Genomic DNA, 26452 nt, shown 5'->3' on the forward strand with positions numbered 1-26452 from the left:
ACAGTATGACCAATATAATGATTCATGGTGAATACACCGTAGTTACTCTTATTAACATATAGCGCCAGCCCCTAGTTCAGCTTCACCCACTTAGCGCCAGCGTCGCCTGATTCAATCACGGCATCGATAAACTTCATGCCACGCACACCATCTTCAACGGTCGGGAAATCAAGATTTATAGGATCTGGCTTTTTGCCATCGATTCTTGCCTGCACAGTTTTGGCAAAGTTCTTATAGATATTGCCAAACGCTTCCAGGTACCCTTCGGGGTGGCCTGCCGGTGTACGTGTGTTCGCCTGGGCAACAGCACCCATATATGCACGATCACCACCTACCCGATACACTTGAGTGGGTTTGTCGAGCCATTTCACCAGCATGGTATTAGGCTCCATCTGGTGCCACTCCAAGCCTCCCTTTTCACCATACACACGAATATTGAGTGCATTTTCTTCTCCAGCAGCGATTTGGCTACAGTGAAGAACACCTTTGGCCCCATTGTCAAAACGCAGCAATATATTGGCGTCGTCGTCAAGCAAACGGCCCGACACCATACGGCTTACATCGGCGCAAAGCTCTGTGATTTTAAGTCCGGTGATGGTTTCTGCGAGGTTCTCAGCATGGGTACCTATGTCGCCCACAGCTCCAGCCTTACCCGAGCGCTTAGGGTCTGTTCTCCAGCTGGCTTGCTGGTTACCTGACTGCTCCAGCGGAGTTGATAGCCAGCCCTGTGGGTATTCTACCACTACTTTTCGGATCTTTCCGAAAACCCCCTCCTTAATCATTTCACGGGCTTGCTTCACCATGGGATAACCGGTGTAGGTATGTGTAACGGCAAATGTGAGACCTGTCTTTTTCACCAAAGCCTCTAATTGCAGTGCTTCGTCCAGGCTGAATGACAGCGGCTTCTCACACACCACATGATACCCGTTTTCCAGGGCCAACTTGGCAGGCTCAAAGTGCACAAAGTTGGGCGTAACGATTGTAACAAAATCCATGCGCTTGTCAGCCGGAAGTTTAGCTTCCTTCTCGAACATCTCATGGTAAGTTCTGTAGCAACGGTCTTCAGGCAGGTAAAAGTCTTTACCTGAAGCGACAGATATTTCAGGATCAATATGGAAAGCTCCGCATACTAATTCAACCTGTCCATCGAGGCCAGCTGCGTGACGGTGAATAGCGCCAATAAACGCACCACGACCACCACCTACCATGCCCATTCTTATTTTTCTGCTCATTATCTATGATAGTTTTAGGGTGAAACAATCGAATGGCCGCCACCAGTGTCCGGCTTCTCCCGGTGGGTGGCCCGCCAATTTCCCCTCAATAAATTCATTTTTCGGCTAAAAATGAAGTTTTATTCAACTCCCTGAACGAATTTAATTTGAATGGCCCAGAGAGCGAAAAGCGCCAACAGGTCTTTGAGCAGTCTTAAGCGCTATCTGTTTTGCAATTATTACCCTCATAAATTATCAACTTTCTAAAAATTAAGGAATACTTCATAAGAGGCAACAATATTTTTGACTATTACCTGCGCTTTTGTTTATCTTTCCTAAGCTTATCTGAGCATCTACATTATTCGACACCCCTTTTATTTTCAGTTCCCAATCAGAGGAACATTTCAGGATTACCAGAGGCATGCTCAGGCTTCTTTTGATAATTAAACCAATATTCAAACCTGTAATAAGAGGATGGAAAAGACAACCAATCTTAATCGTAGATCGTGGCTGAAGTATAGTGCTTTGGCTGCCGGCGGTGTTGTAACCAGCGCTGCATTTCCCGCATTTGCCAACAGCAAGCCAGCGCTTGGCATGAAACCTTATCAAGGCAAGTACAGCCTCATGGAAAATTACCATGTAATGATGGCTGACAGAGCCGATATGAAAGCCAGGCTGCTCGCCAATGAGAACCCATGGGGGCCTTCAAAGAAAGCTGTTGCCGCTATTGCAGCAAGTGCTTCCATGGGCAACCGCTATGTTTATAATAGCTCAGCCAAAATGGTCGACTTCCTTGCTGAAAAAGAAGGTGTATCTAAAGAATCCATCCTTTTGTCGCCTGGTTCAACCGACATTCTGGAAAAAATTGCTTTCTCTTTGTTTATGAAGGGCGGCAACATTGTTTCGGCTGATCCCAGCTACATGTCGATGATAAGAACCGCTGAATCGATTGGTGGCACGTGGAAAAACATTCCATTAAAGGCAGACTATTCGCACGACCTGGATGCCATGGCAGCAGCGATTAACGATGAAACCAAGCTTGTATACATCTGTAATCCGAACAACCCAACTGGCACCATGACGCCGGTAAGTGAGATCAAGGCATTCTGTAAAAAAGTCTCTTCAAAGGTGCCAGTGTTTATCGATGAGGCTTATATGGAGCTACTTGATAACCCTGAAGCAAACACCGCAGTGAGCCTTGTGCAGGAAGGCTATGACGTCATCATTTGCCGTACCTTCTCCAAAATACATGGCATGGCAGGCTTGCGACTTGGCTATATGGCCGCCAATGAGGCGAGAGTAAAAGCAATCAAGAGCATGGTTCGCACTGAAATGGGGATCAGCGTGACCTCACTTGAAGGTGGTATGGCTAGCCTAAAGGACGTTGAGTTCCAGGAATTCACCAGAAAGCACAATAAGGAGAACAGAGAATATGTGTTCGCTGAGCTAAAAAAGGCCGGCATGAATCCAATTCCGTCGTTCACCAGCTTTATCTTATTCCCTATTCAGGTACCCACTAAGGAATTTCTCACTCAGTTTATGGACAGAGGCGTGGGCATCAGAGGATTTGAGATCGACGGGAAGCCTTATGCCAGGGTAAGCATGGGCACCATGGACGAAGTGAAACTGTTCACTAAAAGTCTTTACGAGATTGTCAGTTAACTGACTATGTGTTAGCTGCCCGGGCTGAGTTTCCGGCACTCAATCAGGTGCCCACAGCGATGGCCCGGGGCAGCGCCCACACATCGACAATACCCCTCTTTTCAATCGACCACCGTTCGTTTTTTATAAGCACAAAGTATTTCTGTTTTAGTTCATGAATTCAGCCATTACTAAAACCATTTCATTCCTTCTCCTTATTGCCATCGGGTATTTTCTTCAGAAAAAAATCCAGGGCAAGGAGCGAAAGGATGGCATCAAGACGCTCATACTCAGCCTGGCGCTTCCTGCCACCATTTTCATTGCTTTACTGAAAATTGAGTTTTCGTGGGGGATGATCATTGTGCCTGTGCTGGCACTTGGCTTCAACCTGCTTATGTATTTGTTGGTAAGCAAGCTACCTTTGCCTTCGCTGTTTAACTTAAAAGAAGAGCAGTATCGCACGCTGATCATGCTACTACCCTCACTGGCACCGGGCCTTTCGCTGTTTCCATTCATTATGGAGTACCACGGCGAGGAGCCACTGGCACTGGCTGCGCTGGCCGACGTGGGCAACAAAGTGTTTGTGCTGATAATATTATACAGCATTGCCATGAAATGGTATTTCGACCGCAATGAGATTGGCAACCGAAACACCTCCGAAAAACTCAAAAGCCTCTTCAAGTCAATGTTAGAAGAGCCTGTCAACATGGTGATTGCTGTGGCCATTGTAATGCTTGCTTTTGGGCTAAACTTCGATTCCTTGCCTGGTTTTCTGCGGGATTCAGTTGACAAAATGAGCTTAATGATGACGCCGCTCATACTCCTTTTCATCGGCATCTCTATCAAGTTTACCTGGCAGCAAGTAAAAGCTATTTTCTCATTTTTATTCTTCCGGTCTGCCATCGCTTTTGTCATCAGCGGCTTGCTGCTGGTGTTGCTACCAGTAACCGACGTGCCTACCATGATTCTGATCGTGGTGTTTCCCCAGAGTGCATGTAGCTTCTGGCCATTTGCCCATATGTCGGCAGTTAATACATTGGAAAGTGCACAGGAAAACCCGATTCGCCCCCGCACGTTTGATCTCGATTTTGCCATGAATGCATTGGCGTGCTCTTTGCCTTTTTCTGTCGCACTTATTCTTAGCGTTTATGTGTTTGAAGACTTCTTTGTGCAGCCAGCCAATGTTTTTCTTTCATCCGGTATTTTTATTGCCTTAGCCGCTCTGCCGCTTTTGTTTTCTGCTCGCTGGTTCAAAACCTATGCAAGCCGACTGGCAGAAGAACGAAGCTAACATTTCCTTTGTACATTGGATAAAAAGGCGTTAGAGGCATGGGGCCGTTGCCTGCTACCCGGCGGCTCGTCATCCAGCCTACTTACTGCCAACAATTTGTAACTTTGGGTGTGGACGGGATTACGTCTAAAGTGACACCATCCCCAGAGAGAACACCTCCATGCCAGATAAGAAAAAGAAACTTCCCAATGCAGCGGATCGGGTTGGCCAAAGGGTAGAAAAACCCAAATTACACCCACGCAACAAGCATCGGCAGCGCTACGACTTCAAGCAGCTTAGTCAGAGCACTCCACACCTGGCACCATTTGTAAGGTTGAATAACTACGGCGACGAATCAATTGACTTCTTCAACCCAGAAGCGGTCAAAGCGCTGAACAAAGCGCTTTTAAAACACTATTATAATATTAGAGACTGGGACATCCCAAAAGGTTATTTGTGTCCACCCATTCCCGGAAGAGCTGACTATATCCATTATATGGCAGACCTATTGGCCTCCTCACATGCCTTGTCACAACGGGGAAAGCCTCCAACTGGCAGCGAAATAAAATGTCTGGATATTGGGGTAGGCGCCAATTGCGTTTACCCCATCATAGGGCATGCGGAGTATGGCTGGTCTTTTGTAGGCGCCGATATCGAACCTGTGGCTATCACATCTGCCAACAAAATAATTCAAGCGAATCCCCAATTAAAAGGGAAGGTTGAACTGAGGTTACAGTCAAATTCCAAAAACATATTCATCGGCATTATTCAAAAGGATGAACACTTCGATCTAACAATTTGCAACCCACCCTTTCATGGTTCTTTTGCTGAAGCTCAATCCGGAACAATACGAAAGCTGAGAAATCTAAAACAAAAGAAAATTACCAAACCCATTTTGAACTTTGGCGGCCAAAGCAATGAACTGTGGTATGCTGGAGGGGAAGAAGGGTTTATACGGAATATGGCCTTCCAAAGTAAACAGTTCGCCTCTCGTTGCTATTGGTTTTCAACCCTCGTGTCGAAGTCATCGAATCTTGACGGCGTCTACGAAGCCCTAAAGAAAGCGCAAGCTTCTGAAGTAAAAACAATTCCCATGGGGCAGGGAAATAAAACCAGCCGCATTGTTTCATGGACATTTCTTACGAAGGAGCAGCGAGAAGAATGGATGAGAACAAGGTGGGAAAGTCATGATAAAACATTGGGCAAAAATGACAAAGGTTCCCGATGACACCAGGACACATCTCACATTCTTCAAGGCCGTTTGCAGAATATCATCTTTTCACCCACCGTTCTCTGCATCCCGATTTGGGGGTTCATCTATTTAGGCTTATTTTGGTAGGTATACTCGATTGTGGTTAGTTCTTTCTGCTCTACTCTACTGAGGAAAGGATATGGTTCTTGATAGTTGAAGCTCGTCGGCGAGCTCGTTTCCGGTGATTCAATTTGCTCCCGGAGTATTGAAATGCATTCAACATACCTTATAAATAGACTACACTATGAAGAGTATCTTACAAAAGCTGATCAGCGAAAACAAGCAGCAGGAACAACATGAGGCTGCTGCCATTCAGGAAGAGATCGATAATCCCACCACATCGGATAACCGCAGAGACTTTCTTAAGAAAACGGCCATGGGTGGCATTGCACTGACAGGCCTCATGGGCATGACATTCGAAGACTCGGTAGCACAAACCACTTCAAAGGTCAGAAAGGCATCAAATCCATCCGATCTTAAAATAACGGACATGCGCTACGTGACCCTGGACAATGGCACCTCCTATACCAACGCCCGCAATGTGGTGATCCGCATCGATACTAACCAGGGCATCTACGGTTTGGGTGAGCTAAGAGATGGCGCCGACCCCCGCTATGGCCTGTTTCTTAAAAGCCGGATCCTGGGCCTTAACCCCTGCAACGTAGAAATGATCTTTAAAGTGATCAAACAATTTGGTGGTCATGGCCGCAAAGCTGGCGGTGTAAGCGGCGTGGAAATGGCGCTGTGGGACCTGGTGGGCAAAGCATATGATGTGCCCGTATGGCAACTTCTGGGCGGAAAATACCGGGAGAATGTGAGGCTCTATGCCTATGTGCCTGCTCACAACAGCAAAAATATGGACATAGAGAAGTTCAAAGCCGACTGCAAAGTGCGCATGGTGGATCAGGGCTTCACATGGCTCAAGATGCATCCGGGCATCCATGTGTACAGCGACGTACCAGGCACCGTGGTTAACAGCAATTACATCCCCGGCTTCAACGACGACAACCTGGACAATTACCTTTCTTATCAAAACACCAGACATGCCTTTACCGGCGTGCAAATTACCGACAAGGGGTTGGATTTGCTCTCCAACTATGTAGGCATGATCCGGGACGTGGTGGGCTATGATATTCCCCTTTCTGCCGACCACTTCGGACACTTTGATGTAAACAACTGCATCAGGGTGGCCAATGCATTGGAACCTTACAGGCTGGCTTCTTTGGAAGACTTTGTGCCATGGGACAACACCGAGCAGCTAAAGCACATCACCGATTCGATCAACTCGCCAACCATTACAGGTGAGGATATTTTTGGAAAAGAGGAATTCAGAAAGCTTTGCGATGTGCATGCGGTCGACATTGTGCACCCTGATATGGGTACCTCAGGTGGCATACTGGAGACGAAAAAGATTGGAGACTACGCAGAAGAAACCGACGTGGCCATGAAGATGCACTTCGCAGGCACCCCCATTTCGTTTATGGCCAATGTGCATTGTGCCGCAGCTACGCAAAATTTTATGGCCCTTGAGCTACCCGTTCAGTGTGTGGACAATCCCTGGTGGCCTCAGTTGGTGAAAATGGTCGGCAAAAAACCGCTATACACCAAAGGCTTTGCACATGTACCCACCGATGCACCAGGCCTGGGAGTAGAGCTAAATGAAGATGAGCTTAAAAAGCATCTTCATGCGGAAGATAATAGCTATTTCAGACCTACGCCGGAATGGGACGCCAAGAGATCGCACGACAGGCTTTGGAGCTGATAGTTCGATCATGGCTTAGGCGACCAGTTCTCCAAGGCAAGCGTATTTGGGAAAGCCTTATAAAGAAACCCTCCAAGAGTTCTCCTTTAGCTAACCTCTCCCTGGAGACATGACGCCCTGCTGCGCTGAAGAAGATAAACCCTTGGAGGGTTGTGGGCAACTAACAACTACGCAGGGTTGTTGCGCTAGTTAAAACTAGTCAGCAACCCTTATTTCTTACAACCAGCCGTAGGCACTCCGCCCGCATAATGCTACCCAGCACCAAACTTTTCACATACCAGTGTCAGCGCCTTGTCATCGCCTACATTGCCGGGAAACACAACGTAAATCAGGCCGGGAAACTTGCTTTCTTCGTGTAGCTTCCATACCGGCACTCCGGGAATAACTGGCCCCAGAACTGTTGCCTTTTGAACTGAAAGCCCTTTCGAGGCCAGGTCGCTTGACGTGATACCGCCTTTGGCAACAATAAACTTTGGACGGACAGAAGTTCCCCGCACAATGGCGACAAGGAAGCTGGACACCAGGGCATTGATTTTCAGGCTGCTCTCTGCGTCTGCCCCAGTTTCCAGTCGGCGGCTGGTATGAACCACCACATCCTCCCCAGCAGCCAGCCAGGCATCCACCTGTGCACCAATGGCGCTTGCCTCGCCACTTAAGTCTTGCGACTGAAGCAGCTGACTTACATCTATCTCCAGTTTTTGGTGCCTGCCCTGCTTGAGCAGATAAGCTAGCTGGGCGGTGGTTTTCGGCACATGAGAGCCTACCATCACAAGCGAACCGTGAGACGACGCTGTATCCTCTTTTTGCGGGACATAAAGTTTACCTGATACCATGCCCGCCCTGGTGGGCACAAAGGTGGCAGAGGTGCGGTACAGAAATTTCTTACCTGACCTTTCGGCCATGATCAATCCCAGCACTCCTACCTCCAGGTCACGGTAGCTGGCAGCGTTCATGATGCACACTGATCCATTAGCGCAGGCTTCCAGTTTCTCTGCTACTACTTTAGGGCCGCCTGCCCGCAAGTCTTCGATGGACACCGAGTTAACTTCCGATGCTTTGATCAGTCCCCTGGTTTTTTCTTCCACCCACTCCTTCAGGTTGGCGTGCTGGTAGCCAAACGACACATCTTTAGCAAAAGGTGTGTCAGACACAGGCACCAGCTCCTCATTTTCAACGAGGTAATGCACATCATCAATCGTATACCTGGCTCCCTCAATGAAAGCTGGCACCAGCACAGTGACTGCTCCCTGAAAACCAAGGGCCTTGGCTACGGCGTCTACCTCCGCAGGAAAGTGGCCTCTTAAAGTGGAGTCGCTTCGGCTCACCACCACCACTTCTCTCTGACTTTCTTTTGCCGCCTCTTTAAGGTTCCGCCCTATTTCAAGTGCCAGGTGAATAGCCTCTGCCTCCGGCAGGCTCCTTGAATTGGTGAGGATGTAGAGAATGGAGGGTTGCTGTCGGAGTTCGGCAGTAATCAGGGCTACCTCCCAACTGGTAAGCACCATCACATCGTAGCATGTCTGTGTGCCAGTCGGGTCATCATCAAGTACCACAATGGTCTTTTCACTTTCCAGGAACTCCTTTTGTATGGCTGGCAGGAGGTCTTCGGGATAATCAGGAGGCAACTGATTGAATTTTTCGTTTACGTTCTCGTACATCGCAAGTCTTTGATCAACCACTCAAATAAGCTTCATAGGTGGTGGGGTAATAAATTTATTATTTATCTTTTTAAGTCGGATAAATCGACCCGTTAAACAAGCCCTGAATCTATGCAAATAATCATTACCGGAGGAGCAGGTTTCCTCGGCCAGCGCCTGGCAAAAGCCCTGCTCAGCAGTAACCTTGCTTTTGATGAGTTATTGCTGGTAGACATTGTGACGCCTTCTTATCCTAAAAATGACAGCCGGATTCGGTGCCTGCAAGCTGATCTTTCTGAAGAGGGGGCAGCCAAATCTCTTATCTCCGCCGAAACAGGTGTTGTTTTTCACCTGGCGGCAGTGGTGAGCAGCCATGCGGAGAAAGACTTCGACCTGGGCTGGAAAGTCAATATGGACATTACCCGCCAACTACTGGAGGCTTGTCGTCATCAAAAACCAGGCATTAAGTTTATTTTCTCGAGCTCCATCGCTGTGTTTGGTGGTGATTTGCCCGCCACCGTGCTGGACAACACGGCACTCACTCCCCGTTCGTCGTATGGTGCCCAGAAAGCGATTGGTGAACTGCTGGTGAATGATTACTCCCGAAAAGGGTTGGTCGACGGGAGGGTGCTGCGATTGCCTACCATTTGTGTGCGACCAGGGAAACCCAACCTGGCGGCCTCTTCTTTTGTCAGTAGCATTATTCGTGAGCCGATTAATGGAGAAGACGCCATCTGCCCCGTATCGACCGAACTGGCACTTTGGCTCTCAAGCCCCGATACTGTGATCCAAAACCTTATCCATGCCGCCACGCTGAAAGCGGAAGCTTTCGGTGGCTGGCGTACTGTCAACTTGCCGGGGGTTAGTGTTACGGTGCAACAAATGCTCGACTCGCTGGAGCGTATCTCCGGCCAGGCCGCTCTGTCCAGGGTGCAATCCAAACCAGATGCTGCTGTCAACGCCATTGTGAGTAGCTGGCCTGCCGCCATCGACAATACCAGAGGACTGGCACTTGGCTTCACGGTCGACGGGCAGTTCGATGCCTTCATCACGCAGTTCATTGCCTCCAGCAAACCGTCAGCGGGATGAGCGAACTCTCCATTCCCATCATTGGTCTGGCGGTAGCCGTCTTCGTCTTGATTTTGCTGGTGCTTCGCACCAAAGTGCACCCGCTCATTGCCATGATTACAGCGGCTTGTGTGGCGGGCATCACCGGAGGCTTGTCGGTGAATGAAACCCTCGACGCTATTACCAAAGGTTTTGGAGCTACACTGGGCACTATTGGCATCGTGATCGGGCTGGGGGTGATGATGGGGCGTATCCTGGAAGTATCAGGTGCTGCCGAACAAATCGCTTATTCCTTTATCAAATGGCTGGGCCACCGCAGGGAAGAATGGGCATTGGCTCTCACCGGCTACCTGGTGAGCATTCCCATCTTCGTCGATTCCGCTTTTGTCATTCTCTACCCTATCGCCAAGGCGTTGGCACAAAAAGGCAACCGCTCGCTACTGACGCTGGGCGTAGCTTTGGCGGGCGGCCTTATCGTGACCCATACCATGGTGCCTCCCACGCCAGGGCCTTTGGGTGTAGCAGGACTCTTTGGTGTCGACATCGGTGCCATGATGCTGCTCGGCATTTCGCTGGCCCTGCCTTGCACCCTGGCGATCGTGTGGTATGCGCAGTGGCTTGGGAGAACATATCCCGACTTTGTAACCACAGTGGTGCAGGAAGACCTGAAAGTCGTCCACGCTGACTACTTGAAAGAAAAAGAGGCCAAGCCCCTCCCCAGCCTGACTAAGTCGCTGCTTCCCATTCTTGTCCCTATCGGACTGATCTTCTTGAAGGCAGTAACCAACCTGTTCCCTTTGCTTGCAGCCAGCGACAGCATGACTTTATCAGGGGCCTTACAGGTAGTGGCTTTTTCTGGCTCACCTGTCATTGCTTTGTGCATCAGCACTTTGATTGCCGTTTACACCCTGGTGCCTCACCTCAACCGGCACGAGACATCAGAGCGACTGGAGGAAGGCCTGAAGTCAGCGGGCATCATACTAATGGTGACTGGCGCAGGCGGAGCACTTGGTTTTGTGGTGCGGGAAAGTGGTTCCGGTGCACAGCTGGCCGCACTGATGGCCAATCTCCCATTTTCCCCCATCATGATCCCTTTCTTCGTCGCCACTATTGTGAGGCTGATCCAAGGATCGGGCACTGTTGCCATGATCACTGCGGCATCTATCACAGCGCCGATACTGGTGAATTTACCCGATGTCAATATGCTGTTCGCTGCACAGGCAGCCGTGTTGGGTTCTTTGTTCTTCAGCTATTTCAACGACAGCTTCTTTTGGGTGGTGAACCGCATGATGGGCATTGCCGATGTGAAGCTGCAGCTCATGACCTGGTCGGTACCCACCACTATCGCATGGGCCATTGGCGGGGTATTAATTGCGCTGACTAATTTAATCTTTGGCGCCAATGGCTCCCTGCTCGATCCGCTGATTCCGCTGGCGGGATTGGGCGTGATGTGGGTGGTGATAAGGAGAAAGGGAGACTTCAAACAATAGCGGAATCACCTGGCTAAAACAGCTTCATTGAAGGTGTGGGAAGATACGGAGTACAGTCGTTCCACACAATCGCTGGCAATGGACAAAACGTTGCTTAGCATGCCTCAGCGGCGATGCAACCGATCCACTTAAAGACAGGCATTGCAAGTAGATTTTTGTATCTTTAACACGTGGAAAAACAGACGAAATATCATCTGGACATTGAGATTGACAAGCTAACAAACAGCATTGTTAACACTATTTCTGGAGATAGTTTCCCGACTGATGTTCATCCCATAACCAAGGCTGACTTGAAAAATACCACCAGGAAAAATGGGTGGCTTTTCAAGTGGGCAAGTGAATTCAAGCTTGCTGATAGACAAGTTTTCAAATTGACGATTCGCAATAATCCTGGCATCATTCAGGGACTCATAAGCATCAGCGACTACGGCGACCATTATTATCTCCATCTCATCGAAAGTGCTCCCTTCAACTTAGGAAAAGGTAAACTATACGAAGGCGTTCCCGGCAACCTATGTGCATTCACTTGTAAAACCTCCTGAGACAAGGGCTATCAGGGTTTCATTTCTTTTACTTCCAAAACAAAATTGGTCGCCCACAATGAGAAAATTTTAGGAGAGACTCATATCGGTGGGCAAAAAATGGTAATCTTCCCTCAGGAAGCACTTAGATTAATTAGAAAATATTATCCACATTGACAGATAAATAATATGGGACATATTAAAGAACCAGAAGGAGTTGACTTTATAGTTGATCCAACACCGTTGACAACTGAGGAGAGAAAAAGAATAAGTGAGATAATCGCTCATTATAAGGCGACTGGGAAGAAACCGTCATTTCAAAAGTCCAAAACAAATTCAGCCAGACAGAAAAAAAATCTACCGCTAATCAAGTAGCCGACTCCGCCACCAGCCTGATTAGGTTATAATACTTTTTGATCCCGCCTAATCCGCTCGTTCAGTATCTCTGCCAATCGTAACCTAAAGGATGTTTTTGTGAAAAATTCCTCCTATTTTCAAACATGGAGGAGAATGCGTGGTCTTGGATATTTCAGCTGTTGGGTCGCCTGCACCCCTTAGTAGTCCACTTTCCTATTGGATTATTAGTTGTTGCTCTTTTTCTGGAGGCCCTTACCCTGAACGGCCGACGGCCTGGCCTGAGGGATGGGATCAACTGGATGGTGTACCTGGGAGCCGTTTCAGCAGTATTGGCCGCTGGCCTCGGGTGGTTCCTTCGCACTTTCGATGATTACTCCGGAGAGCTGGTACAGCAACATCAAAATCTGGGCATCGCCACAGCTGTACTTTCTATCCTTGCCGCTTTCTTGCTCCAAAAATCAAATGCAGGGAAGTTATCCAATTTCTTCGCCTACCGGTCGCTGCTGGTGCTATCGGTTATCTCGCTTACCATTACAGGTCACCTGGGCGCCAGCCTCACCCATGGCGAAGATTTCCTCTCAAGCGTACTGCCGGGAAATGCTGACGATTACGACGATACCAGAGGTGTGATATTATTGGCTCAACTGAAGCAACTGGACTCCTTGTCAGAAACCGAGCTGGATGATCTGAATCTGGAAGTCCGGGCCATTTTTGCGCACAACTGCTACCAATGCCACAGTGAAAACAAGCAAAAAGGGGAGCTGGTATTAGAGAATAAAAGAGGCGTTTTCCAGGGTGGGAAATCCGGGAAAGTAATTGTGCCGGGCCACCCTGAAGAAAGCGAGATCTACAGAAGAATTACGCTGTCGTCCAACGACGATGATGTAATGCCCAAAAAGGGAAAGGTGCTCCAGAAAAATGAAATCGCCCTGATCAAACTATGGATCGAGAAGGGTGCCCATTGGTCGGACCGGGCGCTGAAAGTATTCCCGGAAGCGGCCCTTGCCTTGTCAAGGCCGGTGCTTCCTGTTTCCACAGAACAAGAACATCCCGTGGATAAGCTGCTGGAGGTCTACTTTGAAAAGAACGGCATCGCATGGCCACAGTTGGTAGACGATAAAACCTTCATCAGACGAGCCTACTTGGATATTGTAGGGCTGCTACCAGAACCCGATGCCGTCAATCGGTTCGACGATAGTCAGGATGCCAATAAACGAACGCAACTGATCGACCACCTGCTAGCCGACAACCGCAATTACACCCAACACTGGCTGAGCTTTTGGAACGATTTACTTAGGAACGACTATTCGGGTACAGGGTTTATTACTGGTGGCAGAAAGCAGGTTACTGACTGGCTGTACAACTCGCTCCTGGAAAACAAGCCCTACAATGGCATGGTGAAGGAATTGATCAACCCCACCCCCGCTTCCGAAGGCTTTATCAAAGGCATAGAATGGCGGGGTGTGGTAAACGCCAGTCAGCGCACCGAAATGCAGGCTGCTCAGAATATTGGCCAGTCACTGCTGGGGGTGAATGTGAAGTGTGCGTCTTGCCACAACAGCTTTGTAAGCAACCTCACGCTGGATCAGGCTTATGGCTTTGCGTCCATATTTGCCGATTCGGTGATGGAACTCAACAGGTGTGACATACCCACTGGAAAAATGGCCCAGGTCAGTTTCCTGTATCCGGAATTAGGGTCGGTGGAGGCCGACAGCTTAAAAGAGCGCTTACTGAAACTTTCAGAGGTCATTGTGAAGCCAGAGAATGGCAGGCTTTACCGAACCATTACCAACCGGATATGGCAAAGACTGATGGGCCGTGGCATCATCGAACCTTTGGATGAGATGGACAACCCCCCCTGGGATGGTGCTTTGCTCGACTGGCTGGCGGCGGATTTTATTGACTCAGGCTATGACCTGAAGCAGTTGATGCGCACCATCATGACATCTAAAGCCTACCAGCTGCCAACGGTGAGCTACGAAAAGTTAGAGCAGGTGAAGTCGGCCCGCTACGTATTCAACGGCCCAATTGTCAGGCGAATGAGCGCCGAGCAATTTTCTGACGCCATAAGCCAGGTCATAGCCCCGGTATACTATGCCGCCGCTTACAACCCTTCCGGCGATCAGCTATCTTCGAACAGGGTTTGGCACCGTGAAAGGAAATTTGACCGGGACGTACTGCCGGAACCCGGCACGAGATATTTCCGTCACAAGTTTACCCTGACTGACCGGGAAATCATCAACGCTCAGGCCCTGATTTCAGTTGATCATTCTTATTCGTTTTACCTCAATGGGAACAAGGTGGCTGAAGGCAACGACTGGAGAAAAGTAAGTAAGCTGGACGTAACGAAGTTCCTGAAAAGTGGAGAAAACATTATCGCCATCGAGGGAACGAATGAAGGCCCTATTGCCAATCCTGCGGGGATATTGTTTGCGATGAAAATTCGACAAAAGGACAGCCTTGAAACCACTATACAATCGGCGAGTGGCGAGGGTTGGAAAAGCGCCGATGTGAACCCAGGCAAAGAATGGCTGAGCGCTACGTTTGATGATTCGGATTGGGAGAATGCCCGCAACTATGGTTCCATGCATTGGGACCAGTTATTGAGTTTTACATTTGAAGACAATGTGCCCACTTATGCTAGGGCCAGTCTGGTCAGGCAGCATCCGTTCTTGAAAGCGCTTGGTCGGCCAAGCCGGGAAACTGTAGCCACCTCCAGGGATGATCAGGCTACCTTGCTGCAATCGCTGGAACTCACCAATGGTGCCTATTTTAACCAGGTACTGGAAGAGGGTGCCAGCACCTGGCTGCAAGAATTAGGCAACGATGGGGATAAAATCGTTGACACCCTCTATTTAAAATCCCTTGGACGGAAACCGTCAGCGCAGGAAAAGGCGGTCATGCTGAGCGCCCTGGGCGACACCCCCGATAAGGAGGGTTTGCAGGACCTGTTCTGGGCCACGTTACTTTTACCTGAATTCCAGTTTATCTATTAGATGAAAAGCCAATGAATGACGAGATAACTAACTCACGCAGGGAATTTATGAAGAAAATGGGGGCTGCCAGCCTGGCCGCTGCGGCTGTCAGCATCCCCACTGCCAGTTTTTTAAGCTCATGCAGCACTACTCCGGCAATTCGTTCTACGGCTGACACCGTCATATTGCTTTGGATGGCCGGAGGCATGGCACATACAGAAACCTTTGACCCCAAGGCCTACACACCCTACACAAAAGGCGTAGAGAGCAAACGAATTTTAAGTTCGTTTCCAAAGGTTCCGACCGCTGTGGACGGGCTGTATTTTTCCGAAGGTCTTGAGTCCATCGGCAGTGTGATGGACAAAGGCGCTATCATCCGGTCCTACAAATCGGCCGACCTGGGGCACATCCTGCATACCCGGCACCAGTACCACTGGCATACTTGCTATGAGCCGCCACAATCCGTGCAAGCGCCGCATATTGGTGCCTGGATCGCCAAAGAGCTGGGGCCGGTCAATCCGGTCATCCCTCCTTTTATTGCCATGGGGCAGCGTTTCACTGTTGGGGAAGGCGAAGAACTAAAAGCTTTCCATACGGCAGGATTCCTGGGCAGTGAATATGGCCCGTTTCTTATTCCCGATCCGTCAAGTGGGCTGGAGAGCGTTCGTCCGCCGCAGGGCATGTCTATCAAAAGGTTTGAGGCAAGAAATCAGCTTTACAAAGAATTGGCCAACAAAAGTAAGGTAATGGAGCGGGGAAGCGATTACCAGCGGGAGTCGTTGATGCGGTCGATGGAGCAGTCGTACCGGCTATTAAATTCACCGGAGTCGCAGGTGTTTGATTTGACACAGGAACCAAAGGAGAAGTACGACATCTACAACACCGGCCGATTTGGGCTTGGCTGCCTGACCGCCAAAAGGCTGGCCATGAACGGTGCCCGGTTTGTGAGCGTTTCCACAGAATACGAGCCATTTCTAGGCTGGGATACGCACGAGAACGGACATACCCGAGTGGTGAAAATGAAGGAACTGATCGATGGCCCTGTTGCGCAGCTTGTCAAAGATTTGGATGAATCGGGGCATTTGGACAGGACGCTCATTGTGCTGGCCAGCGAATTCAGCAGAGATGCCTTGCTGGAAGGGCGCCCGGGCGAAAAAGTACAAGACCAGGTCAATCAACCTGACGTTATTGAAGACGAAAAATTCTATGGCATGCACCGGCATTTCACCGATGGCAGCTCTATACTTATGTGGGGAGGGGGCATCAAAAAAGGGTTGGTTTACGGCAAAACGGCCGATGAAAGACCCTGCTCCTCCATTGAAAACACCGTCGTTATTGACCAAATACACCAGACGATCTACCATGCTTTAGGTATCCATCCTGAAACTAACTACACGATCGAAGGTCGGCCCTTCTACACCACGCCCGACGGGCAGGGAAAAGCCGTTTTGGAGTTGCTTGCTTAGGGTAGGTTAATTTTGCCGCATGCCGACCTTCCCGCACCTGAGTTCTCTGAGAGTCTCCTGAAAATTGCTCTGAATAAGATAGAACTTAGAGAATGTGTTTCGCAAATAAACAAACCACTGGAAGGAGGGATTCAACCACTTTTGGTAACAACCAAATGCATTTCTCAAACACACACTCACTATCAGATTCTTAACCGGCACTCCCAACGTAAAAGTGAAAGAATTTTAGTTTAGTATCAACCGCCACTGCTTGTCATAATTAGCTCAACTCCTGGCAAGGGAAGAAATCACAAATACTTCCGGATACTTTGCATTCTCATGAAGAATTAGCCTATTTAACAAAGGTCTTTACGTTGTGGAGATCAACACCATCCTAATCGTTCGTCAAATGCTCCATTGGATATTAAAGATTCAGAACATTGGCGTGGAGCCACACATGAGCAAGGCGCTAAAGCGTTCAGTCATTCTAAGCAATAGCCTTAGTTTAATGATCGCCACAATGCCTATTCTTTTTACGCTGCTGGTCTCTATAACGCAGGGAACTGCTCTAATAACTGTACCGCTGGTCACTCAGCCCTTATTTGTGCTTACTCCTATCCTCCTCAACGCAGTAAGGTGGACAACTGCAAGTCGCATTTTACTGTCCTGGATCACACCCGCCGTTATCATTAGTTATTCAATCATTAACAAAACCAATGGGCTCGACATGCAAGTATCGAGTTATGTCGGCTTCAGAATAACCATGGTAGCATCATCCATTTTACCTTTTCTGCTTTTTACTCCAGCGGAGAGATGGCTTATGTTCCTCACGCTGGGGCTTTCATCTTTTACTGTGATAAGCTTTGACGCTGCTCATACTTTTTTTGGTGTCGGATTTTCCAATGCTTCCCTGGCAGATTCATCGTATCAACTCACCAACATCCGGGCCTTTATGGGTATTGTTATTATAGGCTCTTGCGCCCTCATTCTGAAAAATTCGTTTGAAAAATCTGAGGCCGAAAACGAGGAGCTCATCGAGGAACTAGGCAGGAGAAATACGGAAATAAAAACCCAACTTCGAGAGATCCAAAATCAACAAAAGAGCATCCAATCCCAAAAAGACCTGATAGAACATCAGTACAATATCATTCTGCAAAGAGAGGCGAGGTTGATGAGCAACGAAGAAAAATTGACTCAGGCAAACAAGGTGATAAAATCACAACATGATCTACTATTAAGTAAAAATATCGACCTGCAACAGAAGTTGATTGAGCAAAACGACATGCTTGAAAAAGCCAACCAGGATCTTATAAAAATGAATGCTGATTTACATCATTTCATGTACATGGCCTCTCACCACCTTCGGGGGCCTATTGCCACGCTACATGGGCTGATTAACCTGGTGCCAAGGAAAAAATTAGATGAAGAGCTATCTGATTTATTGGACAGAGGCATTGATGAACTAGGCGCTCTGAACAATGTAGTTGACGACCTGAACCATATTGACACAATCAAAAATCAATTGCTCCATCCAGTGGAAAAAATCTTTTGGGATAAAATCGTTGCCTCGGTTCTCGAACAATACGAACAAGAAATTAGGGAGCTTGGTATAGTGATAAAACTTGACCTCAATCAAGCCCCTTATATCACAACCATCCGAAGCTTGCTTTACGATATATTGGATAAAATCATCAACAACGCCATTAAATTCAGGTCGCCCGAACGGCCTCTAATGGTAACTATTTCCTGTAAATTGGATGAAGACAAGTTGATACTAGAAATAGCTGACAATGGAATGGGAATTAATATGTCTTATTTCGGGGACAGGGTTTTCGGTTTATACAAAAGATTTCACGAAAACACAGCCGGAAAAGGGCTTGGCCTGTATTTTGTAAAAGCAGAAACCGAGTTACTCGAGGGCTCTATTTCTGTGCGTAGCGTCGTCGATCAGCACACCACCTTTACTTTGAAGTTTCCTATTGCCCCAAGTCACTAATCAATACTACAAATAGCCATTTTTTCTCAAACAATCCGAACACACTGATATCGCATTTCATCGAAAAATCTTAAGGTACTTTTTGAAATTGACATACCAGAAAACCCTTTAAATACCTGCCACCAGGATTTCTCTTTGTCCTACAGGCTGAAAAACCTACCTTTCTAACCCAAAAGACTAAATATGAGATTTATCCTGATCTTCCTTTTATTATCGACAGAAGGTTTAGCCCAAGCACCCAAGTTCACCCGTCAGGACACCCTGCGTGGCTCCATCACCCCGGAAAGAGCATGGTGGGATCTGGTGCATTATAACCTCGGGGTCAAGGTCGATCCATCAGACAAAACCTTCTCCGGGCAAAATACCGTCACCTACAAGGTGCTTAAGTCGGCCAAAATAATGCAGATTGACTTGCAGCCCCCAATGAAAATCACGGCCGTAACAGAAGATGGGAAAGCGCTTAAAGTGAAACAGGAGGGCAATGCGTGGTTCATTACGCTCAAGAAAAAGCAGGTGCCAGGGGCTGTGAACAACCTGATAATCAGTTATGGTGGAAGGCCTCAAGTGAGCAAGCTCCCGCCCTGGGAAGGAGGTGTTACCTGGACAAAGGACAGCAACGGCAACGACTTCATCGTCACTACCTGCCAGGGAGATGGTGCCAGCCTGTGGTGGCCCTGCAAAGACCACATGTACGACGAAACCGACAGCATGACCATCAGCGTAACCGTGCCTGAGCACCTCATGGACGTTTCCAACGGCCGACTGAGAAAAACCACGAACAACAATGATGGCACAAAAACCTTCGAGTGGTTTGTGTCCAATCCCATCAACAACTACGGCGTGAATGTGAACGTGGGTGACTACGTGCATTTTGGAGAGGTGTATCAGGGAGAAAAAGGCCCGCTGGACTGCGACTACTACGTGTTGCGAGACAACCTGAAGAAAGCAAAAACCCATTTCGAAGAAGTGCCTAAAATGCTGGCGGCTTTTGAACACTGGTTTGGGCCCTACCCTTTTTACGAAGACAGCTACAAGCTGGTGGAAGTACCCTACTACGGCATGGAACACCAGAGCAGCGTCACCTATGGCAACTTCTACAAAAACGGCTACCACACCACCGACGTAAGCGGCACAGGCTGGGGTTTCAACTTCGATTTCATCATTGTGCACGAGTCGGGACACGAGTGGTTTGCCAATAACATCACGTACAAAGACATCGCTGACATGTGGGTGCACGAAGGCTTTACTGCCTACTCAGAGAACCTTTTTGTAGACTACTATTACGGCAAAGACGCCAGTGCCGAATACGTGGTTGGCACACGCAAGAACATCCGCAACGACAGACCTATCATTGGCTACTACCAGGTGAATAAATCAGGCTCAGGCGACATGTACTCGAAAGGAGCGAATATGCTGCACACTTTGCGCCAGCTGGTGGGAGACGATGAAAAATGGCGCATGATGCTGCGGGGGTTGAATGAAGAATTCTACCACCAAACTGTTACCACCGGGCAAATTGAAGATTTCCTTGCTGAAAAGTCAGGGATGGATCTGAAGCCTTTCTTTGACCAATACCTGAGAGATACCAGAATCCCTGTGTTGGAGTACAAAGCCGACGGCAAAACGCTCAACTATCGTTGGACTAACTGTGTGGAAGGTTTTGCGATACCAGTGGAGGTGAGCATCGACGGCAAAACACAAAGATTGATTCCTGAGAGCACTTGGAAGACCGTAGCGTTAGGTCAGCCCATGCGTAAGCTGACGGTAGACAGTGATTATTACGTGGATGCCAGCAAGATTGAATAGACTTAGCTTGCTCAGGAAAATGGCGCAATCGCCCTCTTGAATTGTCGTTTTACTACAGCGAGAAATTTGTTGGCAATAGCGATCTTTGATAGGTAAAATACACCACAATAAAACTGCTATGAAACATCTTCAATTTCTCCAGGACGTCAAGGCGCCTGCTACAAAAGTTTACAGGCTGATGCTGGGCCTTGATGATATTAAAAGCTATCAAGACTGGACCAGCGCTTTCAACCCCGATCCAGATGGGGCTCCAGGCTCTTACGAGGGAAGCTGGGACAAAGGCAGCAAAATACTTTTCGTAGGGCTTGATCAGGACGGTAAGAGGGGCGGCATGGTGTCCAAAATACTGGAAAACAAACCCGCTGAGTTCGTATCTGTCAGTCATTACGGCATGGTGGATGGCGACCAGGAAATCACCTCCGGCACCATGGTTGAAATGTGGGCTGGCGCTATGGAAAACTACACCTTCAAAGAACGCAATGGGGTGACTGCAGTGACGGTAGACTTGGACACGGCGGATGCTTTTGCCGAAATGTTCAGCGAAATGTGGCCAAAGGCATTGAACAGGCTGAAGGAGATTTGCGAGGGTTAGGAGCAGGTCGAATGCAGTAGCGAAAAACATGTGCCGGAATGGTCGCAATAATGAGGCTAAGCTGTAAATTAACAATGCCGAAATCAACCTTGAAGCAAAAGCTCTATCGAGGCATTAGGGCTGACTACTCATCGACGACGCTATATGGAGAAAATCCCCATCAGAGACATTCGCACCACAAGTGGGCAGGCTTTTGGGCGATGTAGTATCCGGAGGCTGCAGGATATCTTCGAGGGGAAAGACATGCTGCACGCCCTGCACCGGCACAACTTCTTTTTTATTCTGGCGGTCGCCCAGGGTGAAGGCGTTCATGAAATTGATTTCACTCCCTATCAGGTATCCGACCGATCCGTGTTTTTTCTGAGGCCGGGTCAGGTGCACCGCCTCCAGCTAAAGATGGGCTCCACCGGATATCTCATGGAATTTGACCAGGAGTTCTGCGGCTCCAAAGATCAGGCTACTGCGCAGCGGCTGCGAAAAGCAAGTGGCAAGAACTTCTGCCAACTTGAAGCCAGCAGGTTCGACAAACTGGACGGTATCCTGTCTGATATTTTTGAAGAATACACCAGCAAGCAGGACGGCTACGTAAATATCATCAAAGCCAATTTGGAAATCCTTTGCATAGCATACAACAGGCAGAGCCCTGACCCAGGTCAACTGACAAACAATGGTAACCTCTATACGCAGGAGCGTTTTGAAAAACTGCTTGAACTGCTTGAGACCCGGATCAGCGAATTAAAAAATGTATCGCAATATGCCGACCTGCTCAATCTCTCAGCCTACCAGTTGAATGCTATCACCAAAGCGTCGGTAGGTAAAACTGTCGCTCAACTGATCGACGAACAGATTATACTCGAAGCAAAACGCTACCTGCTCGCCACCCCTAATCAGGTGAAAGACATTGCGTGGGATCTGGGGTACGAGGACGTTTCCTATTTCATCCGGTTTTTTAAAAAACATACAAGCCACTCTCCGGATGCTTTTCGCAAGAACTTCCGATAAGTCCCATCCAACTTCATTTTCGTCCTATCCCCACCCCTTTTGTTCACTTTACTTTTGTGACATCAAGTTTCAACAAGTAACAAAATGAACAAAAAAACACGCCTGATGGCCTCGCTGAAAATATGGCTGGTCATCTATCCTTCCATCACAGTGTTTCTGGCTGTCTTTGGCGAAAGCCTGGCTGGGCTGCCACTTTATCAAAGAACCTTTATCCTGACCATTTCTCTGGTTCCGTGGATGATGTTCGTAGGCGTTCCTTTACTCGACCGGCTGATCGCTCAATTTTCAGGCAAGGCAAACGCAAAATAAAGCAAACGACAATAACATGGAGACTGCAATAAAGCACGATGTAATCATCGTTGGAGGAAGCTATGCCGGTCTGGCTGCTGGCCTCGCCCTGGGCAGAGCGCTGAGAAAGGTGCTGATCATCGACAGTGGAAAACCCTGCAACAAGCAAACGCCACACTCGCACAATTTCCTTACGCAGGACGGCACAGCCCCGGCAGAAATTGCTTCAATAGCCAAACAGCAGGTGTTGACATACGACACGGTAAGCCTTCTGAACGACCGGGTGGTAAACGCCAAAAAACTGGACAGTGGATTTGAGGTTTTTGTGCCATCCGGCGAGTCGTTTACGGCCAGGAAATTAATTTTTGCAACTGGCATCAAAGACGTTATGCCTGAGATTCCCGGTTTCAAGGAGAGCTGGGGTAAAAGTGTGCTCCACTGCCCCTATTGCCACGGATACGAAGTGCGAGGCCAGAAAACCGGCATACTCGCCAACGGCGATAGTGGCTATGAATTCTGCATGCTCATTGCCAATTGGACAAGCGACCTGACGCTGTATACCAACGGCAACAGCACGCTCACGCATGAGCAAACTACCAGTCTGCGCAATCATAAGATCAACATCGTAGAAGATGAAATCCTCAAGTTGGACCAAACAAACGGCTACCTCAATAGCATCCAGTTCAAGACCGGCAGAGTAGAACCTGTGACCGCATTATATGCCAGGCTCCCTTTTCAGCAGCATTGCGACATTCCACAACAACTGGGCTGCGAGCTCAGCGAAGAAGGCTACATTAAGGTAGACGCTGCGCAAAAAACCTCGGTGCCAGGTGTATATGCCTGTGGCGACAACGTCACCCGCATGCGCACTGTTGCCAATGCGGTTTCAATGGGCACAACAACGGGGCTAATGGTGAACAAGGAGCTGATAGAAGAAGAATTTTAATCAAACAAAAAAACACAAATCATGAAGATGATCATTGTAGGTGCGTCAGGCACCATGGGAAGCTTTTTGTCAAAAGCTTTCGAAAAAGAAAACGAAATCGTTCGGGCAGATCGCCACGGAATGGATATGCAGGTAGACATTACCTCGCCCGAGTCAATCGAAAACATGTACAAAACAACTGGCGAATTTGACGCACTGATTTGCACCGCCGGGCCTACGTTTGTTGGGCCGTGGAAGAACCTCACCGACAAGCAGTTCCGCCAGGGAGTGGAGGGTAAAATGATGGGGCAGATCAACCTGGTACTGATTGGTCAGCACTACATCAAGCCCAGGGGTTCTTTTACATTGATCACCGGGGCATTGACGCACGAGCCGCAACGGAATTTCGCCAATGCATCGGCGGCCAATGGGGCGGTGGAAGGATTTGTTCGGGCAGCGGCCATTGAACTGGAAAATGGCATCAGGATCAATGCCGTAAGCCCAACGGTGATTGAAAACTCACCACAGTACTTTCCTTTTTTTCCCGGAGAAATACCAACAACGATGAGGCAGCTAGAATACGGCTTTCGCAAAAGTGTTTTCGGTGCTGGTACCGGCCAGGTGATCAAAACCCACTAGTCAACAAAGCTGTGACAAAGAGACCATCCTGTCGGGTGGTCTTTTTTTTATGCTATTAAGTACATAGCTGCAGCCTCCAACCTGGGGTGCCTCGGCGGCGACATCCTACTCCCTACCAGCTCAAGACCTTCCAATAGCAGGAGCTGACGGACGGCACGGTTGTGCTCATGTCATTGCACAGCCACAAGTACCTGTTTGTAGACCCAAAGGCTGGCAGCCTCTGCTCCGCTGATGTGCCTGGAGCCATACCTACTCACCGGGGTGGGGTCTACTTTTTATGGCAATGGGTGGAGTAATCTTTCCCAAAAACACACTGTCAGTAGCAACATTTTGGTGTATATTCACAGATGACCAACAAGGATTATGACACGGAGAGTAAGTGTTATCAGGTGATTTTCCACAACTGCATGGCGAAAGAAACATGGACTTAAATTTTTCTTCAGACAAACCTGTCTCAGTTCAGGCTGAAGATAGATTTCAACGCTATGACTTCTCGAAGCGAATCGCTGAATCCATTATTCAGAGAAAGAATTCTGATGGAATAGTAATAGGAATCTATGGAGCTTGGGGAGAAGGGAAAACGTCTGTTCTGAATTTTATAAATCAAGAACTTAGTATTCAAGAGTCTATCCTAATCATAAAGCTAAACCCTTGGCGATACGGAGATGAGGAAACGCTATTAAAAAAATTCTTCAACAAAATCGCTACAACCCTTGGACGTGAACTAGATAATAGAAAAGAGAAACTGGGTAGCTTTATATCTAAATATGGCAGCATCGGTGGAATCTTCGGCGTTGACGCCTCTGGAATTGGAAAATCTATCTCTGACGTCGATCTTGAAGAATTAAAAAATAGAATTGATGAGTTTTTAAGGGAGAGTCAATGCAAACTTGTAATCTTTGTAGATGACATTGATCGATTAGACAAATCGGAAATTTTCACGCTTTTTAAACTAGTTAAATTAACTGCAGACTTTTCAAACACTACTTACCTTCTCTCCTTTGATGAACAAATGGTTGCATCTGCTATTGGAAGCAGATTTGGCGAAGGGAGTCAAAAATCAGGTGAAAACTTTCTTGAAAAAATCATCCAGGTCCCTCTAAAAGTTCCTCAAGCACAACCAGATGCTCTTAAAAAATATTGCTTTGAATTAGTCGATAAAGCTATTAATGAAAGTGGTTTGGAACTCACTAAAAATGAGGTTCGACGATTCGTTTCTGAATTCACAGAAAACGTATTACTCAAACTTAAAACTCCACGATTTGCAGTGAGATACGGAAACACCTTGTCGTTTTCTATACCTCTTCTCAAAGGAGAAGTCAATCATGTGGATCTGATGCTTATTGAAGCTCTCAAGATTTTTTACCCAGCACATTACTCGTTTGTAAAAGAAAACCCTCACTATTTTTTATCTTCCTACGGAGGACATATGGGTTACGGTGATTCCAGAGAATATAAAGAGCGTGCAACGGTTCTACAGGAAAATCTGGATGAACTGGCTAAGGATTTTTCTAAAAGGGAGAAAGAAGCAGCTTTAAATCTTTTAAGTGAACTATTCCCAAGATTGAACGAAGCTTTCAATAAAAACTTTTTGCATGATGGAGCTAATGAATGGTTTAAGGAGAAACGGATAGTTTCAACTAACTATTTCAAGAGATATTTTTCATACACGGTGATAAAAGGGGAGCTTTCCGATGTTCAATTCGATTCATTCTTCAATTTAATAAATGAATCATCCATAGCCGACCTAAAGGAGCATATCGAAAGGTTAATACAAGGCAGCTCGGTCGATAATTTTCTTCATAAGATAAGAAGTCATGAAGAGGATTTACCGTGGGATATTTCAACCAAATTATCATTGTCTCTTGCATATATGGGAGATAAATTTCCAGAAGGGGATTCCCTTTTCAGCTTTGGAATGGATGGTGCTCTTGCTCAAGCAACAATTTTCATTTATCAAGTAATAAAGAAACATGGCAATAAAGATGAGTGTTTAGAACTTGCTAAATCTCTTATGCTTAATCCAGTTCCTTTTAAGTTCTCGTATGAAGTCAATAATTGGCTTAGAACTGGTGAAACTGAAGAAGAAAAAATATTCAGTACAGAGCAATATATCCAACTCGCAAAAATACTTAGACAAAGAGCGATCAAAGACTCTAAGAGTAAACCACTTTTTGTGACTTTCCCCGATCATACTAATTATTTGCTAGGTACTTGGAAGGAAGATAATTCAGAAGAATTACAAACTTACTTAAAGAGTATTTTGGATAAAGATGCGAAGAAAATAAAGGAATTACTATGGTCATTTACGCCAACAGCCAGAAGTTCTAACCATCCTGAACCCTACAAATCGACGTTTACAAAGGAACAATATGAATATCTTATCTCCCTTCTAGATAAGGAATACATTTATGAACGTTTAGAGTCTTCATTCGGAGGAGAAATTGCAAAGGAAAAAGTTAGGTTTGATGACCGTTATGAACACAACCAAACAGATATTAACATCTTAAGACAGTTTGTGCACTGGTACTCTAAGGACAATACTCGGGAAGAAAAATAGACGACCGGGAGAGGT

At 47.5% G+C, this 26452-nt stretch carries 19 protein-coding genes; 17 read left to right on the top strand and 2 right to left on the bottom strand.

The features are described 5' to 3' along the window. Nucleotides 1-71 precede the first annotated feature (71 nt). On the bottom strand, nucleotides 72-1232 hold the full coding sequence (locus AAC052_RS00260; RefSeq protein WP_339810024.1) for a Gfo/Idh/MocA family oxidoreductase: 1161 nt from the start codon (nucleotides 1230-1232) through the stop codon (nucleotides 72-74). A gap of 453 nt (nucleotides 1233-1685) precedes the next feature. Here AAC052_RS00260 and AAC052_RS00265 point away from each other — a divergent pair, with 453 nt between their 5' ends. The 4 genes from AAC052_RS00265 to AAC052_RS00280 all read left to right on the top strand — a co-directional run bounded on the left by AAC052_RS00265 (nucleotide 1686) and on the right by AAC052_RS00280 (nucleotide 7136). Beyond that, nucleotides 1686-2873, top strand: coding sequence for a histidinol-phosphate transaminase (locus tag AAC052_RS00265; RefSeq protein ID WP_339810025.1), 1188 nt, complete (start codon nucleotides 1686-1688; stop codon nucleotides 2871-2873). A 154-nt stretch (nucleotides 2874-3027) separates the two neighbouring features. Beyond that, nucleotides 3028-4143, top strand: a complete 1116-nt coding sequence (locus AAC052_RS00270; RefSeq protein ID WP_317490542.1) for a permease — start codon at nucleotides 3028-3030, stop codon at nucleotides 4141-4143. A gap of 160 nt (nucleotides 4144-4303) precedes the next feature. Continuing rightward, on the top strand, nucleotides 4304-5350 hold the full coding sequence (gene rlmF / locus AAC052_RS00275; RefSeq protein ID WP_339810026.1) for a 23S rRNA (adenine(1618)-N(6))-methyltransferase RlmF: 1047 nt from the start codon (nucleotides 4304-4306) through the stop codon (nucleotides 5348-5350). Between the two features lie 268 nt (nucleotides 5351-5618). Then, entirely contained in the window at nucleotides 5619-7136 is a 1518-nt protein-coding gene (locus tag AAC052_RS00280; RefSeq protein WP_339810029.1) for a mandelate racemase/muconate lactonizing enzyme family protein, read from the top strand. A gap of 251 nt (nucleotides 7137-7387) precedes the next feature. Here AAC052_RS00280 and AAC052_RS00285 read toward each other — a convergent pair whose 3' ends face one another. Continuing rightward, on the bottom strand, nucleotides 7388-8794 hold the full coding sequence (locus AAC052_RS00285) for a four-carbon acid sugar kinase family protein (protein WP_339810031.1): 1407 nt from the start codon (nucleotides 8792-8794) through the stop codon (nucleotides 7388-7390). A 111-nt stretch (nucleotides 8795-8905) separates the two neighbouring features. Here AAC052_RS00285 and denD point away from each other — a divergent pair, with 111 nt between their 5' ends. The 13 genes from denD (at nucleotide 8906) to AAC052_RS00350 (ending at nucleotide 26437) form a co-directional block, all read left to right on the top strand. Then, nucleotides 8906-9862 carry a D-erythronate dehydrogenase gene (gene denD / locus AAC052_RS00290; RefSeq protein ID WP_339810033.1) on the top strand — a complete coding sequence of 319 codons (957 nt, stop codon included), beginning with the start codon at nucleotides 8906-8908 and terminating at the stop codon, nucleotides 9860-9862. After that, on the top strand, nucleotides 9859-11331 hold the full coding sequence (locus AAC052_RS00295; RefSeq protein ID WP_339810035.1) for a gluconate:H+ symporter: 1473 nt from the start codon (nucleotides 9859-9861) through the stop codon (nucleotides 11329-11331). The genes denD and AAC052_RS00295 overlap by 4 nt, the downstream gene beginning before the upstream one ends. A gap of 170 nt (nucleotides 11332-11501) precedes the next feature. Then, nucleotides 11502-11873: a hypothetical protein gene (locus AAC052_RS00300; RefSeq protein ID WP_339810037.1), complete on the top strand. Its 372-nt coding sequence runs from the start codon at nucleotides 11502-11504 to the stop codon at nucleotides 11871-11873. A gap of 479 nt (nucleotides 11874-12352) precedes the next feature. After that, nucleotides 12353-15205: a DUF1549 domain-containing protein gene (locus tag AAC052_RS00305; RefSeq protein ID WP_339810038.1), complete on the top strand. Its 2853-nt coding sequence runs from the start codon at nucleotides 12353-12355 to the stop codon at nucleotides 15203-15205. An 11-nt stretch (nucleotides 15206-15216) separates the two neighbouring features. Beyond that, entirely contained in the window at nucleotides 15217-16650 is a 1434-nt protein-coding gene (locus AAC052_RS00310) for a DUF1501 domain-containing protein (protein WP_339810039.1), read from the top strand. Between the two features lie 388 nt (nucleotides 16651-17038). After that, nucleotides 17039-18625, top strand: a complete 1587-nt coding sequence (locus AAC052_RS00315; RefSeq protein WP_339810042.1) for an ATP-binding protein — start codon at nucleotides 17039-17041, stop codon at nucleotides 18623-18625. Between the two features lie 183 nt (nucleotides 18626-18808). Continuing rightward, on the top strand, nucleotides 18809-20431 hold the full coding sequence (locus tag AAC052_RS00320) for a M1 family metallopeptidase (RefSeq protein ID WP_339810044.1): 1623 nt from the start codon (nucleotides 18809-18811) through the stop codon (nucleotides 20429-20431). 118 nt (nucleotides 20432-20549) lie between these two features. Next, complete coding sequence (locus AAC052_RS00325) at nucleotides 20550-21023, top strand: SRPBCC domain-containing protein (RefSeq protein ID WP_339810047.1); 474 nt, start codon at nucleotides 20550-20552, stop codon at nucleotides 21021-21023. A 144-nt stretch (nucleotides 21024-21167) separates the two neighbouring features. Then, on the top strand, nucleotides 21168-22025 hold the full coding sequence (locus AAC052_RS00330) for a helix-turn-helix transcriptional regulator (RefSeq protein ID WP_339810048.1): 858 nt from the start codon (nucleotides 21168-21170) through the stop codon (nucleotides 22023-22025). 84 nt (nucleotides 22026-22109) lie between these two features. Then, nucleotides 22110-22334 carry a hypothetical protein gene (locus AAC052_RS00335; RefSeq protein WP_317490529.1) on the top strand — a complete coding sequence of 75 codons (225 nt, stop codon included), beginning with the start codon at nucleotides 22110-22112 and terminating at the stop codon, nucleotides 22332-22334. 16 nt (nucleotides 22335-22350) lie between these two features. Further along, nucleotides 22351-23259, top strand: a complete 909-nt coding sequence (locus AAC052_RS00340) for an NAD(P)/FAD-dependent oxidoreductase (RefSeq protein ID WP_339810051.1) — start codon at nucleotides 22351-22353, stop codon at nucleotides 23257-23259. Between the two features lie 21 nt (nucleotides 23260-23280). Then, complete coding sequence (locus tag AAC052_RS00345; protein ID WP_339810053.1) at nucleotides 23281-23877, top strand: short chain dehydrogenase; 597 nt, start codon at nucleotides 23281-23283, stop codon at nucleotides 23875-23877. A 379-nt stretch (nucleotides 23878-24256) separates the two neighbouring features. Then, entirely contained in the window at nucleotides 24257-26437 is a 2181-nt protein-coding gene (locus AAC052_RS00350) for a KAP family NTPase (RefSeq protein WP_339810055.1), read from the top strand. The last annotated feature ends 15 nt before the right edge of the window (nucleotides 26438-26452 follow it).

The sequence above is a fragment of the uncultured Imperialibacter sp. genome, assembly GCF_963974565.1.
Classification (GTDB): domain Bacteria; phylum Bacteroidota; class Bacteroidia; order Cytophagales; family Cyclobacteriaceae; genus Imperialibacter; species Imperialibacter roseus.

Bases quoted from the DNA above. Each gene is read 5' to 3' on its own strand.
- AAC052_RS00260 (WP_339810024.1), bottom strand. From the start codon at position 1,232: ATGAGCAGAAAAATAAGAATGGGCATGGTAGGTGGTGGTCGTGGTGCG.
- AAC052_RS00265 (WP_339810025.1), top strand. From the start codon at position 1,686: ATGGAAAAGACAACCAATCTTAATCGTAGATCGTGGCTGAAGTATAGT.
- AAC052_RS00270 (WP_317490542.1), top strand. From the start codon at position 3,028: ATGAATTCAGCCATTACTAAAACCATTTCATTCCTTCTCCTTATTGCC.
- rlmF (WP_339810026.1), top strand. From the start codon at position 4,304: ATGCCAGATAAGAAAAAGAAACTTCCCAATGCAGCGGATCGGGTTGGC.
- AAC052_RS00280 (WP_339810029.1), top strand. From the start codon at position 5,619: ATGAAGAGTATCTTACAAAAGCTGATCAGCGAAAACAAGCAGCAGGAA.
- AAC052_RS00285 (WP_339810031.1), bottom strand. From the start codon at position 8,794: ATGTACGAGAACGTAAACGAAAAATTCAATCAGTTGCCTCCTGATTAT.
- denD (WP_339810033.1), top strand. From the start codon at position 8,906: ATGCAAATAATCATTACCGGAGGAGCAGGTTTCCTCGGCCAGCGCCTG.
- AAC052_RS00295 (WP_339810035.1), top strand. From the start codon at position 9,859: ATGAGCGAACTCTCCATTCCCATCATTGGTCTGGCGGTAGCCGTCTTC.
- AAC052_RS00305 (WP_339810038.1), top strand. From the start codon at position 12,353: ATGGAGGAGAATGCGTGGTCTTGGATATTTCAGCTGTTGGGTCGCCTG.
- AAC052_RS00310 (WP_339810039.1), top strand. From the start codon at position 15,217: ATGAATGACGAGATAACTAACTCACGCAGGGAATTTATGAAGAAAATG.
- AAC052_RS00315 (WP_339810042.1), top strand. From the start codon at position 17,039: ATGCTCCATTGGATATTAAAGATTCAGAACATTGGCGTGGAGCCACAC.
- AAC052_RS00320 (WP_339810044.1), top strand. From the start codon at position 18,809: ATGAGATTTATCCTGATCTTCCTTTTATTATCGACAGAAGGTTTAGCC.
- AAC052_RS00325 (WP_339810047.1), top strand. From the start codon at position 20,550: ATGAAACATCTTCAATTTCTCCAGGACGTCAAGGCGCCTGCTACAAAA.
- AAC052_RS00330 (WP_339810048.1), top strand. From the start codon at position 21,168: ATGGAGAAAATCCCCATCAGAGACATTCGCACCACAAGTGGGCAGGCT.
- AAC052_RS00335 (WP_317490529.1), top strand. From the start codon at position 22,110: ATGAACAAAAAAACACGCCTGATGGCCTCGCTGAAAATATGGCTGGTC.
- AAC052_RS00340 (WP_339810051.1), top strand. From the start codon at position 22,351: ATGGAGACTGCAATAAAGCACGATGTAATCATCGTTGGAGGAAGCTAT.
- AAC052_RS00345 (WP_339810053.1), top strand. From the start codon at position 23,281: ATGAAGATGATCATTGTAGGTGCGTCAGGCACCATGGGAAGCTTTTTG.